The following is a 12598-nucleotide window of genomic DNA, read 5'->3' on the forward strand; positions in this document are numbered from 1 at the left end:
GTATCAATATCGAAATCCATACACAATCTACCACTTTAGATAGAACACAACAATTGGCTGTACAGCGTCCGATTTTCCGCCGCTTTGCGGCTCCAAACCGGCGCCCGAGCCGGGTGTTTGACCCGAGGAAAGGTCACTCCGAACCCAATTGCTTCTCCAAGCCGGCAATGGCGATGCGCGCCACCTCCATTAGCCGTGTCTGGTCCATGCCTTCCCGGGCGCTGGCGGAAAGCCCTGACATCGTGCTGGTGACAAAGTCGGTGACCGCCGCGGCGCACTCGGGATGGGTGCGGGCGATGAACTGGCGGATCCGGTTACGGCGCTGCTCGGCGACGCGGCGCGCGTGGGTCGCGCTGTCATCGCCGTCCTGCCCTCGCGCGGCTTCGAGAACAAGACAGCCGCGCTGCTCCGGATCCTGTGTGTAGGTTCTGGCGGCACTCTCCAGCAGGGCCGCCAGGGCCTGCGCCGGCGGTCGGCCCGGCTGCAAGATGTCATCCAGCGCCAGCGCGGATTGCGCGTAGCGCTCCAGCACTCTTGAGAAAAACGCCGCCTTGCTGCCGAACGCCTTGTAAAAGCTGGGCGGTTTCACCCCCAGGGCGTCGGTCAGCGCCGCCAACCCCACGGCGTCGTAGCTGCTGGCATGAAACAACCGCTGCCCTGTGTCCAAGGCGGTTTCCGTGTCGAAGCCACGGGGGCGGCCACGGCGGGCCGGCTGCTTCGCATTTTCTTTAGTGACCATTACAAAATCCTTGCGCGTGCGTTCCGTATGATTTTATAGTGATTGCTAACCAATTAGCCAGCCGAGGCACTCTCGGTGCTTTTCGTCCGCGGGAGGACATCATGAACAAGACATGGTTGATCACCGGTTGCTCCAGTGGCCTCGGTCTACATATTGCTCAGGCCGCCGCCGCCCGTGGCGACAACGTCGTTGCCACGGCCCGCGACCCGGACACGCTGCGCGACCTCGCCGAGCGTTTTCCGGACCGGGTGCGCACCGCCCGGCTCGACGTTACCGAGCCCGAGTCGGCGGCGGCCGCCATCGCGCTCGCCGAGCGCGACTTCGGCGGCTTCGATGTGCTGGTCAACAACGCCGGGTATGGCCTGATCGGCGCGCTGGAAGAGGCGGAGCCGGAGGAGTACCGCCCCATGTTCGAGGTCAATGTTTTCGGCCTGATCGAAACCACGCGGCGGGCCTTGCCGGTGCTGCGCCGCAGGCGCGGAGCCCGCATCGTCAACCTGTCGTCCGGGGCGGGAATTTCTGGAGGCGCCGGTTCCGGCCACTACAGTGCCACCAAGTTCGCGGTGGAAGGCCTCTCGGAGGCGCTGGCCAGGGAAGTGGCGCCGCTGGGTGTGCGCGTGATCATCGTCGAGCCCGGCCCGTTTCGTACCGGGTTTCTGGGGCGCTCCATCGCCACCGCCGAGAGAGAGATGGAGGTCTACGCCGGGACGGCGGGCCAGCGGCGTGCTTATCGGGAGAGTAATGACGGCAGGCAGGCCGGCGATCCGGAGAAGGCCGCGGCGGTCATCCTGCGGGCGGTCGATGCGGACCATCCGCCGCTCCATTTACCGCTGGGGCCGGTCGCCTACGGCATCGCCGAGCGCAAGCTCGAAGCGTTCCGCTCGGACATGGAAGCCTGGCGGTCTGTCGCCATTGATACCGACTACGGACCAACAGCAGAGGTGGCGCCATGAAGATTGGATTGATCGGCCTGGGCGCAATGGGCCGCGCCATGGCGCGCAATCTGGTTACCGCCGGGCACACGGTGACGGCCTGGAACCGCTCCGGCGGCGAGCTCGACGGCGTGACGATGGCCTCCACACCGGAGGAGGCTTTTCAGGGCGATGCGGTGCTGACCATGCTCTCCGATGACGCGGCGGTGCGCGAGGTGCTGCTGGATGCCGGTGTGCTGGAGCGGGCGAAGCCGGGGCTGACGCATGTCATGACCTCGACCATCTCGGTGGCGTTTTCGCACCAGTTGGTCGCGCTGCATGCCCGGGCCGGTGTTGATTACATTGCCGCGCCAGTGCTGGGCAGGCCGGATGTGGCGGCCAAAGGCGAGCTCAATATCCTCGCCGGCGGCGCGCCGGCGGCCATTGAACGCATGCGCCCCGTCTTCGAGGCGATTGGCAAGCGGGTGTGGGCCATGGGAGAGAGCGCGCCCGCCGCCAATGCCGCCAAGATCGCCTGCAACATGATGATCACCATGGCGATCGAGGCGATGGCGGAAGCGGTGGTGCTGACCGAAGCCAACGGCGTGGAACGCGATCACTTCTTTGAATTGATCCTCGGCACCCTGTTCGGCGCCCGCTCTTATCACGTCTACTCGGCCAACATTCTGGCGGGGGACTACCAGCCGGGCTTCAAGGCGACACTCGGCCTCAAGGATCTGCGCCTGGCCAGCGAAGCCGCCGAGCAGGCCGGCGGTTCGTTACCGATGCTGGCCGCGGTGCATGATCGCATGCGCGACACCGTCGAGGCGGGTTTTGGCGATAGCGACTGGTCGGCCATGGCCGAGTTCACGATTCAGTCCCGGAAAGCCACACTCGGGAAATAACGCGATGGCTGAATCACTAAAATACACAGTCGCCGCCGAGCAGGCCGCTGATTCGAGTCATCGGCCCAGGCTGGCCCGGAACGCCGGGTCATCCAGATAGGCCACATTGAGCCGGGTCCAGGGCACCCGGGCGCGGCGGTCCACCGAGAAAATCGAGCCGGGGGCAAGCATCACGCCCCGCTCCAGGCAGCGGCGGGTCAGGTCGTTGGCGTCGGCAATGCCGGGGAAGCGGGCCCAAAGATAGAGGCTCTGTTCCGGTCGATGGAACACATCCGCGCCCAGTTCGTCGAGTACGCGCAGGCCGGTGACGGTGGCGGCGCGCAGCTTTTCCTGCAGCCGCGACAGATGGCGCAGATAATTCCCTTCTCGCAGAATCACGTCCACGGTGCGTTCGGCGTATTCGGTGCCGCCGATGTGCAGCAGCATTTTCACGTCCGCCAGTTCACTGATCAGGCCTTCGTCGCCGGCCACGAAGCCAACACGCAGGGCAGCGGAAATCGGCTTTGAGAAACTGCCCACATAGAGGGTCCGCTTGAGCTGGTCCAGGTTGGAGAGCTTGGTGCAGGTATTGAGCTTGAAGTCGGCCATGGCGTCGTTTTCCACCACCAGCAGATTGTGCTTTTCCGCCAGCGCCAGAATGCGCCGGGCCTTGTCCTCGGACAGGTCGGTGCCGGTGGGGTTGTGCCCCACCGATTGCATGAAAAACAGGGCGGGCTTTTCCCGTTCCAGCCAGCGTTGCAGGGCGTTCAGGTCCGGGCCATCGATGCGGCGGGGCACCGGCAGCATGCGCGCGCCCTGCAGTTGCAGCTTGCCGAACAGGGGGTAATAGCCGGGGCTTTCCACCAGCACCGGGTCACCGGGTTTGACGAAGCGGCGGATGATCAGATCCATGCCATGGTTGGCGCCGAAGGTGGTGAGAATCTGTGCCGGCGCCGAATTGATGCCATAGCCGGCCAGCTTTTTTACCAGTTGCTCGCGCAAGCTGGCATTGCCGTAGCGATTGCCGTAGCGAAACAGGGTGGTAACGCCCCCGCGCACCACCTGGCGATGAAACCGGTCCAGCCGCATGTCCATCAGCCAGTCCACCGGCGGAAACCCTTCCCCCAGATGAGAATGACCCGGTTCACGGACCAGTTGCTGGCGCATCATCCAGATGGTGTCCAGGGCGCGGGCGTAGGGCGGCGGCGTCTGGTCGCCCTCGCCGACGGCGGGTACCGCGCGCACAAAGAAACCGCGCCCGTGGCGGGCCTCCACCAGGCCGTCGGCGGCCAGGTATTCATAGGCGGTGATGACGGTGTTCTTGGAGTGCCCGTGCAGCCGCATATACTCGCGCAGGGACGGCAGCTTGTCGCCCTCGCGCAGGATACCGCCGGCGATCTGGCCCGCGATATCGGACGCGATGTTCTGTGAAAGGGTTTGCCGTCGCATTTTCCCCCGTCCTCCTGGATGCACCCACTGTTCACGCCAACTGTACCTTTTTCATGGGTACAGGCGCCGATATGTTAGATCGAAACCGGCGCGATCACACGCGCCCTCTAACAACAACGCTGCCCAGAAGAGGTCTTCAGTGACTGCCAGTTCCCAACTCCCCGGTTTCCGCGATCTTTCTCCGTCCGAGCGCCTGGAAGTGCTGCGCCGACAGTTCGGGCTGAGCGAAGAGGACACCGCATTGCTGCGCGACCAGGGCGCGCTGCCCATGGACATCGCCGACGGCATGATCGAGAACGTGATCGGCAAGTTCGAGCTGCCCCTGGGGCTGGCCGGTAACTTCATGATCAACGGTCGAGACGTGGTGGTGCCGATGGCGGTGGAAGAGCCGTCCGTGGTGGCGGCGGCCTCCTACATGGCCAAGCTGGCCCGGCCGGGGGGTGGCTTCCTGACGTCCAGCAGCGCGCCGTTGATGCGTGCCCAGATTCAAATCATCGGCCTGGACAATCCTGCCCATGCCCGCCTGAGCCTGCTGCGCCATCGTCAGCGGATCATCGAGCTGGCCAATAGCAAGGACGCCCTGCTCAACACGCTGGGCGGCGGTTGTCGGGATCTGGAAGTTCATTTGTTCACCGACAGCCCGCGCGGCCCCATGGTGGTGGCGCATCTGGTGGTGGACGTGCGCGACGCCATGGGCGCCAACACGGTCAACACCATGGCCGAGGCGGTGGCGCCGCTGATGGAGGAAATCACCGGCGGCAAGGTACGGCTGCGCATCCTGTCCAATCTGGCCGATCTGCGGCTGGCACGCGCCCAGGTCTCCATCGCCCCCGAACACTTTGAAACAGATGCCTTTGCTGGCGCCGACGTGATCGACCGTATCATCGACGCCTATACCTTCGCCGCCATCGACCCGTACCGGGCCGCGACTCACAACAAGGGCATCATGAACGGCATCGATCCGCTGATCGTCGCCACCGGCAACGACTGGCGGGCGGTGGAGGCCGGCGCCCACGCCTGGGCCTGCCGCAACGGCCATTACGGTTCCCTGACCACCTGGGAGAAGGACGCCCGCGGGCATCTGGTCGGCACCATCGAAATGCCCATGCCGGTGGGCCTGGTGGGCGGCGCCACCAAAACCCACCCGCTGGCGCAATTGTCCCTGCGACTGCTCGGCGTGAAAACCTCCCAGGAGCTGTCGGAGATCGCCGTGGCGGTGGGCCTGGCGCAGAATCTGGGCGCCCTGCGCGCGCTGGCCACCGAAGGCATTCAACGCGGCCATATGGCGCTGCACGCGCGCAATATCGCGCTGTCCGCCGGCGCTCGGGGCGATGAAGTGGATCAGCTGGTGCGGCAGATGGTGGAGAACCACGACGTGCGCGCGGACCGCGCGGAAGCGCTGCTGAAAGCGTTGCGCGACCAATGAGCGAGGCGGTCCGGCTGGTGGAGGTCGGCGCCCGGGACGGGCTTCAGAACGAAGCCCGCTCTCTGCCGGCGTCGGTGCGCGCCGGGTTGATCGAGCGCCTGGCCGACGCCGGCTTAACGCACATCGAGGCGGGCGCCTTCGTGTCGCCGCGCTGGGTGCCGCAAATGGCCGGCACCGACCAGGTGCTGGCCCGGCTGCCGAAGCGTCCGGGTCTGACTTATAGCGTGTTGGTGCCCAACGAGCGCGGCCTGAGCGCGGCGCTGGCCGCCGGCGCCTCCGAGGTGGCGGTGTTCACCGCCGCCTCGGAGGCGTTCAACCAACGCAATATCAACTGCTCCATCGCCGAAAGCCTGGCCCGGTTCGAGCCGGTGCTGGCACAGGCGAGAGCCCAGGGCGTGCCGGTGCGAGGCTATGTGTCCTGTGTGCTGGGCTGCCCTTACCAGGGCGACGTGCCGGTGGCGCAGGTGGTGCGCGCCGCATCCGGGTTGGCGCGGTTGGGCTGCCATGAAATCAGCCTCGGCGATACCATCGGCGCCGGCGTGCCCTCGGCGGTGAGACAACTGCTCTCGGCCTGCGCCACGGAACTGCCGCTGGACCAACTGGCGGTGCACTTTCATGACACCCAGGGCATGGCGGTGGCCAACTGCCTCGCCGCCCTGGAACAGGGCGTGCGCGTGTTCGACAGCTCGGTGTCCGGTTTGGGCGGCTGCCCCTATTCGCCCGGCGCCACCGGCAACGTGGCCAGCGAGGAGCTGGTGTACCTGTTCGAAGGTCTGGGCCTGAACACCGGCGTGGACCTGGACCGGTTGGTGGCCGCCGGCGACTTTGTGGACCGGCACCTGGGCCGCGCCACCCAATCCCGGGTGGCGCGGGCCCGCCACGCCGCCAATACGACAATAAATTCGGAGAAGACATGATCGATAACACCGGCCTGACCATGCCGCCAAAGGGCGCGCTCAAGGATGTCATCATCCTCGACCTGACCCGCGTCGTGGCCGGCCCCTACTGCGCCATGCTGCTTGCCGACATGGGCGCCACGGTGATCAAGATCGAGCATCCTCGCGACCCGGATCTGACGCGCGCTTTTCCTCCGGCCCTCGGCGCAAGCGACGACGCCATCAGCGGCTTCTTCGCGCAATACAACCGAAACAAGATGGCGATCAGCCTCGACCTCAAAGCGGCCGCCGGGCGGCAACTGTTCCTGGAGATGGTGGCCAAAGCGCACATCGTTCTGGAGAATTTCCGGCCCGGCACCATGAACAAACTGGACCTGGGTTACGACGTGCTCAAAGCGGCCAACCCGGCCATCGTCATGACCTCGATCAGCGGCTTCGGCCAGATTGGCGCCAACGCGCCGCGCCCGGCGTTCGACAGCAGCGCCCAGGCGTCCGGCGGCCTGTGGTCGATGAACGGCACCGTGGAGGAACCGATGCGCGTGGGCACCGTGCTCGGTGATCTGAGCGCCGCACTGTACGGCGCCATCGGCGCCCTGGGCGCGCTGCGCGAAGCGGAACGCAGCGGCCAGGGCCAGCAGGTGGACATCTCCCAACAGGACTCGATCATCTCGCTCACCGAAAACGCCCTGGTCAACTACACCACCACCGGCAAAGTAGCGGTGCCGGAAGGCAATGGCCACCCATTCGTTAAACCCTACGGGCGCTTTGCCTGCAAGGACGGCTATGTGTTCTTCGGTGCCTACACGGACAAGTTCTGGCGGGAGGCCTGCCTGGTGTTCGGCGACGAAGCCCTGATCAACGATCCGGAAATCGACACCATGGCCAAGCGCTTCGACCACGAGGTCTATCAGCGCCGGGTGCATCCGGTGGTGGAACGCTGGTGCGCCGCCTATACCAAGGACGAACTGGAAACCATGACCGGCTCCCGGTTCCCCCTGTCGCCGATCAAAACCATCGATGAGGTGGTCGAGGACCCGCACGTTCGTGAACGGGACATGGTCATTCCAGTGGAATATCGCGGCACCCGTTTCCAGGTGTTCGGCAACCCGGTGAAGATGTCCGGCGGCACCAACGAACGGGATGCCCGCGCCCCCACCGTGGGCGAGTCCAACCAGGCGGTGTATCAGGGCTGGCTGGGCCGCTCGGAGGAGGAATTGGAAGCATTGCGGAGGGACGGCGTGGTGTAACGTCGCCCCTTCTCTTATCTGTTAAAAAAACCATTAAACAACAAAATAAGGTACCGCTATGAACGGCAAAAGTTTCGCCAGCCTGGCGCTGGTCTGTACCGTCCTGTTCGGCACACTCGCCGGCACCGCCGACGCCCGTACCCTGCGTTACGCCATTGGCCATCCGCCCAGCTCTTTCGTGGTCGATGTGGCCAAGCAGTACGCCAATACCGTCGAGGAACGCTCGGACGGTGATCTGAAAGTGCGCATCTTTCCCATGTCACTGCTGAATTTCGCCGAGACCTCCGGTGGCGTACGCGACGGCATGGCGGACATCGGCTTCGTGCTGACTTCCTACTTCCCGTCCGAGTTTCCGCACAGCAATGTGGCGGTGGAAGCCTCCATGCTGGTGAGCCTGCTGGGCGAAAAGGCGCGCGGCCGGGAAGGCATGATCTTCATGGGCGCACTGTCCGAGTTCACTTTCTTTAAGTGCCCGGAGTGCAACCAGGAGTTCAAAAATCAGAACCAGGTTTACACCGGCAGCACCGGCGGCACCTCCTATGGGCTGGTGTGCAATAAGCCAGTGGAAACGGAAGCGGATCTGAAAGGCATGCGGCTGCGCGTGGGCGCCGCCAATTGGTCGCGCTGGGCCGAGGCAGTGGGCGCCTCGCCGGTGACCATGTCCGCCAACGAAATGTTCGAGGCCCTGAGCCAGGGCGTGGTGTCCTGCATCGTGCTGGCCTCGCCGGAAATTCATAACTTCGGTCTCACCGACGTGGTCACCGACATCAATATGGACGTGCCCGGCGGCCCGATGCCAATCGCCGGTACCAACATCAATGCCGACACCTGGAAGGACCTGTCCGAGGAACAGCGCACCGTGATGCTGCGCGCCGCCAGTGTGTTCTCCGCCGGCGTACCCTGGATTTACCACCAGCACGAAGATCGCATTCTCTCCGAGGCCAAGGAGCGCGGTGTCCGAATCCATCACGCCGGTCAGGCACTGATCGATAAGAACCGCGCCTTTATCGAGCAGGACATGCGCCATATCGCCGAGGACTACAAAGCCCGCTATGGGGTCAAGAATGGCGTGGCTCTGATAAAGGAATTCCGAGCGCTGTTGGAAAAGTGGACCGACCTGGTTCAGGACGTGGACAGCGAGGACGCTCTGGCCGATCTCTACTGGCAGGAAATTTTCTCCAAGGTGGACGTCAGCAAACACGGTCTTTAAGAGTACGGCGCCCCCCGTGGCGTCGCCCTTTTTTCTTTAGTTGGCGATAAAAGCATGAGCATTCTCACCGACGAGATTCGTGCGCTGATCGGCACCGAGGTGGCGCCGTTCGAATTCGAAATCAGCCGCAACGATATCCGCAAGTACGCCGTGGCCACCGGCCAGCGCCAGCGCCGTTATCTGGACGGCGACGAAGCACCGCTGTTGTTTTTGTTCAGTGCCATGATGCCGGTGGTGCCATTGAATGAGTTGCTGCCCGATGGTCGCCAGCCGGACAGTCCGCTGATTCCGGAACTACCGCTCAAACGCATCATGGCCGGTGGCAGCGAGTACCGTGTCCACGGACGGATCCTGCCCGGCCAGGTGCTGGTCTGCCGGCAGAAGCTGGCCAATCTTTACGAAAAACAGGGCAGCGCCGGGCCGCTGATTTTCATGGTGTTCGAAAACCGTTTCGAAACCCGGGACGGCGAACCCGTGGTCACCGAATATCTCACTCGGATTGCGAGGTAACCGTCATGCCCACCTCCATGGTCGCCGTTGGCGATACCCTGAAAACACGTCGCTTCGAAGCGGACAGCGTGCAGCTTTTTCTCTACAACGCAGCGATCTGGAACCCACACCGTATTCATTATGACCTGCCCTATACGCGCGAAACCGAAGGCCACCCGCAACTGCTCATCGACGGCCCCTTACAGGGCGACTGGCTCACGCAGATCGTCGAGGAATGGCTGAACGGCCGGGGCGTGCTCGAGTCCTTCGAGTACAGCAATCGTCTGGCCGCGTATCTCGGCGACGTGCTGACCGGAGCCGGCGAGGTGGTCGAGTGCGATGACCACGGCGCCACGCTCAACCTGACCTTGAACAATCAGAACGATAAAACCACCACCGTGGCCACCGCCCGGGTGCGCTTCCAGGCACGAGCCTGAACCGGCCCTTGGGCCTGGGGGAGAGAACATGATGTACCGGCTAGGACGTTGGCTCTCCGGGCTGACGGATTTCACCACGCTGATCGGTGGCCTCGCCATCGCTCTGATGATGCTGCATATCACCACCGATGTGGTGTTGCGTTTCCTGCTGTCTTCGCCGCTTCCCGGCACCATCACCTATGTGTCGAACTACTACATGGTGATCGCCGCGTTCGTGCCCCTGGCCTACGCGGAGAAACTCGATGCCCATGTGAGCGTGGAAGTGGTGGTGGAGCGCCTGCCCCGCAATCTGCAGCGTCATCTGGCGCATTGGCTTTTGCCGGCCAGCGCCACGGTGCTCGGCTTCATGACGGTGAAGACCTGGGACGAGGCGATCAACAAATATCACAGCGGCGCCGCTTTGGTGGAAGGCGGCACCACCATCATTACCTGGCCTGGCTATTTCATGCTGCCCCTGGGGCTTGGGCTGATGGTGTTGGTCCTGGTCTACAAGTTTCTGATTTATCTGACCGGCGCCCGCTGTGGGCTGCGCGTCAGCGAGCAAGAGCGCCGTCGCGAGGCGGACGTGCGCCCGCACGGTGACCGCGAGGACGCCCATCATGAGTGATGTGCAGATCGGCCTGTCCGGGCTGGCGGCGCTGCTGGTGCTGATCGCCCTGCGTTTGCCGGTGGCCCTGGCCCTGATCGGCGTGTCATTCGGCGGCCTCTGGTACATGATGGGCTGGGGCATCGCCTGGGGCTCGCTGGCTCTGATTCCCTATCAGTTCTCCGCCAACTGGGTGCTCAGCTCGGTGCCCATGTTTCTGTTGCTCGGCTACGTGTGCTACCACGCGCAGTAGACCCAGGGTCTGTTTCGGGCAGCGCGCCTGTGGCTGACCCGCATTCCCGGCGGCCTGGCGGTGGCGTCGATTTTCGGCACCACCGGCTTCGCCGCCGTGTGCGGCTCGTCGGTGGCCTGCTCCGCGGCCATGGGCCGGGTGGCGGTGCCGGAGATGATCCAGCACCGCTACCAGCCCGGCCTGGCCACCAGCACCGTGGCCATCGCCGGTACCGTGGGCGCGCTGCTGCCGCCGTCAATCATCATGATTCTGTACGGCATCATCGCCCAGGAGTCGATCACCAAACTGTTCCTGGGCGGCATCGCCGCGGGCCTGATCACGGTGCTCGGCTACATCGTCGTGGTGGTCACCCGGGTCAAGCTGAACCCGGCGCTGGCGCCCGCCACCGACGAGCACATCGACCGCGCCGAAAAGTGGAAGGCCCTGTGGGAAGTCTGGCCGGTGGTGATGATCATGGTGGGTATTTTCGGCGGCCTGTTCGCCGGCCTGTTCACCCCCACCGAAGCCGGCGCCGTGGGTGCCGCGCTGGCCTGCCTGGTGGCCCTGTGCAAACGCACCCTCACCTGGGGACGTTTCCGCGAGGCCATTCTGGAAACGCTGCTGACCACCGGCACGCTGCTGATCATTGCCATGGGCGCCAGCCTGCTGACGCGTTTCCTGTCCCTGTCCGGGGCCGGTGACTTTCTGTCGTCGCTGGTGATCGACGCTGGCGCCAGCACCTTCATGGTGCTGCTGATCATCGTGCTGATCTATCTGCTGCTGGGCATGTTTCTGGAACCGATCGGCGCCATGCTGCTGACCCTGCCCATCGTGCTGCCGATCATCGACAGCCTCGACCTCAGCCTGATCTGGTTCGGCGTGGTGCTCACCAAGTTACTGGAGATCGGCATGGTGACCCCGCCCGTCGGCATGAACATTTTCGTGATCAAGAGCGTGGTCGGGGATCTGGTCAACACCGGCGCCATCTTCAAGGGCGTGCTCTGGTTCCTGGTGATGGATCTGCTGGTGCTGACGGTGCTGATGGCGTTCCCCGACATTATTCTGTTCCTGCCCCGCGTGCTCGGCTGAACGGCGCGCGGCTCAGGACTCCGCCCGCGATTGCAGCCACACGGTCAGCCCCTGGCTGTTGAGCCTGGCGTCCATGTCCAGTATTGCTTCCAGGGCGTCGTCATCCAGCTGACAACCATGATCCAGCGCCGCGCCGGACAGATAGGCCAGCATCGCTTCGTGGAGCACCTCTTGCCATTCGTCCACTGCCAGGCCGGCGGCGATGCTTTCCGCCACCGTCACATAGTCATCGATCATCCCCTGCAACCGCTCGCCCAGGGGTCGCGGGTGCTCGACCATGCCGTAATGGGTCAGGTACAGGCGCTCGGGGTTGAGCTCAAGCAACGTGTTGATGGACGCCTTCAGGGCCGGCGGGTCGAACTGCACCGGGGTGGTGGTGGGGAAAATAAACGGACCATGTTCAGTGGTCAGCGCCGGGTAGGAAATGCCGAAGGTGTCGCCGGTGAAGATGCCCGCCGAGGCCGGATCGTGCACGCAGAAGTGGTGTTTGGCGTGGCCGGGGGTGTCGTAAAAGATCAGCTCGCGGTCGCCGACGGTGAGGCGTTCGCCGTCTTCCATGATGCGTACCCGGCTTTCGTCCACGGGGATTACGTCACCGTAGATCCTGGCAAAGGTCGCCTCGCCATACACCGCCATGGCGCCAGCCTTGAGCCGGGCCGGGTCAATCATGTGCCGGGCGCCCCGGGGGTGGATCAGCAGAGTGGCGCCGGGCAGTGCCCGCATCAGGCCGCCCGCGCCGCCGGCGTGGTCCAGGTGCACGTGGGTGGGGATCACGTATTTCACCTGCTCGGGGCGAATCCGCCGTTGCTCGAGCAACTCAAGAATGATCGGCACCGTGTGGTGGGTGCCGGTTTCGATGATGGCGTAATCATCGCCGCCCTTGAGCAGGTAACAGGCGGCCAGCTCATCGCGCACCATGGCGGTGTCGATGCGGGTAATGTGGTGGCCGAGGTCTTGGTAGCGCTGAAAGGACATGGCTGGGCGGGCTCCTGGCGGGTTGGCG

The 12598-nt window shown here is 64.3% G+C and carries 14 protein-coding genes; 11 read left to right on the forward strand and 3 right to left on the reverse strand.

All coding sequences use genetic code 11. The annotated features are described in order from the left end of the window. Positions 1-133 precede the first annotated feature (133 nt). Positions 134-739 carry a TetR/AcrR family transcriptional regulator gene (locus tag CGS25_RS00170; protein ID WP_101674176.1) on the reverse strand — a complete coding sequence of 202 codons (606 nt, stop codon included), beginning with the start codon at positions 737-739 and terminating at the stop codon, positions 134-136. Positions 740-840: 101 nt separating this feature from the next. On the opposite strand from CGS25_RS00170, the gene CGS25_RS00175 reads away from it, so the two are divergent. Both CGS25_RS00175 and CGS25_RS00180 read left to right on the forward strand, forming a co-directional pair. Beyond that, complete coding sequence (locus tag CGS25_RS00175; protein WP_089034020.1) at positions 841-1692, forward strand: oxidoreductase; 852 nt, start codon at positions 841-843, stop codon at positions 1690-1692. Further along, a complete protein-coding gene (locus CGS25_RS00180) occupies positions 1689-2555 on the forward strand; it encodes an NAD(P)-dependent oxidoreductase (RefSeq protein WP_101674177.1) in 867 nt (288 codons plus the stop codon). The genes CGS25_RS00175 and CGS25_RS00180 overlap by 4 nt, the downstream gene beginning before the upstream one ends. A gap of 57 nt (positions 2556-2612) precedes the next feature. Here CGS25_RS00180 and CGS25_RS00185 read toward each other — a convergent pair whose 3' ends face one another. Then, positions 2613-3983 (reverse strand): aminotransferase-like domain-containing protein, encoded by a 1371-nt coding sequence (locus CGS25_RS00185; RefSeq protein WP_101674178.1) that lies wholly within the window; start codon positions 3981-3983, stop codon positions 2613-2615. Between the two features lie 139 nt (positions 3984-4122). Between CGS25_RS00185 and CGS25_RS00190 the strand changes: the two genes are divergently transcribed. The 9 genes from CGS25_RS00190 to CGS25_RS00225 are packed head-to-tail and all read left to right on the forward strand — an operon-like array spanning position 4123 to position 11595. Then, positions 4123-5409 carry a hydroxymethylglutaryl-CoA reductase, degradative gene (locus tag CGS25_RS00190; RefSeq protein ID WP_089034017.1) on the forward strand — a complete coding sequence of 429 codons (1287 nt, stop codon included), beginning with the start codon at positions 4123-4125 and terminating at the stop codon, positions 5407-5409. Beyond that, positions 5406-6326: a hydroxymethylglutaryl-CoA lyase gene (locus CGS25_RS00195; RefSeq protein ID WP_101674179.1), complete on the forward strand. Its 921-nt coding sequence runs from the start codon at positions 5406-5408 to the stop codon at positions 6324-6326. Before CGS25_RS00190 ends, CGS25_RS00195 begins: the two co-directional genes overlap by 4 nt. Continuing rightward, complete coding sequence (locus CGS25_RS00200) at positions 6323-7552, forward strand: CaiB/BaiF CoA transferase family protein (RefSeq protein ID WP_101674180.1); 1230 nt, start codon at positions 6323-6325, stop codon at positions 7550-7552. The genes CGS25_RS00195 and CGS25_RS00200 overlap by 4 nt, the downstream gene beginning before the upstream one ends. A 58-nt stretch (positions 7553-7610) precedes the next feature. Next, positions 7611-8762: a C4-dicarboxylate TRAP transporter substrate-binding protein gene (locus tag CGS25_RS00205; RefSeq protein WP_101674181.1), complete on the forward strand. Its 1152-nt coding sequence runs from the start codon at positions 7611-7613 to the stop codon at positions 8760-8762. A 54-nt stretch (positions 8763-8816) separates the two neighbouring features. Then, entirely contained in the window at positions 8817-9272 is a 456-nt protein-coding gene (locus CGS25_RS00210) for an FAS1-like dehydratase domain-containing protein (RefSeq protein WP_089034013.1), read from the forward strand. Between the two features lie 5 nt (positions 9273-9277). Further along, complete coding sequence (locus CGS25_RS00215) at positions 9278-9688, forward strand: hotdog family protein (protein WP_101674182.1); 411 nt, start codon at positions 9278-9280, stop codon at positions 9686-9688. Positions 9689-9716: 28 nt separating this feature from the next. Next, positions 9717-10295, forward strand: coding sequence for a TRAP transporter small permease (locus CGS25_RS00220; RefSeq protein ID WP_232802165.1), 579 nt, complete (start codon positions 9717-9719; stop codon positions 10293-10295). Continuing rightward, a complete protein-coding gene (locus CGS25_RS19160) occupies positions 10288-10527 on the forward strand; it encodes a hypothetical protein (RefSeq protein WP_232802166.1) in 240 nt (79 codons plus the stop codon). The genes CGS25_RS00220 and CGS25_RS19160 overlap by 8 nt, the downstream gene beginning before the upstream one ends. 9 nt (positions 10528-10536) lie before the next feature. Further along, the gene (locus CGS25_RS00225; RefSeq protein ID WP_269800677.1) at positions 10537-11595 is read left to right on the forward strand and encodes a TRAP transporter large permease; all 1059 of its coding nucleotides are present in this window, start codon (positions 10537-10539) and stop codon (positions 11593-11595) included. Between the two features lie 12 nt (positions 11596-11607). On the opposite strand, the gene CGS25_RS00230 is transcribed toward CGS25_RS00225, so the two are convergent. Then, positions 11608-12570 carry an MBL fold metallo-hydrolase gene (locus tag CGS25_RS00230; protein ID WP_101674183.1) on the reverse strand — a complete coding sequence of 321 codons (963 nt, stop codon included), beginning with the start codon at positions 12568-12570 and terminating at the stop codon, positions 11608-11610. Between the last annotated feature and the right edge of the window lie 28 nt (positions 12571-12598).

This window comes from Alloalcanivorax mobilis, assembly GCF_002864685.1.
In the GTDB taxonomy this organism is placed as follows: domain Bacteria; phylum Pseudomonadota; class Gammaproteobacteria; order Pseudomonadales; family Alcanivoracaceae; genus Alloalcanivorax; species Alloalcanivorax mobilis.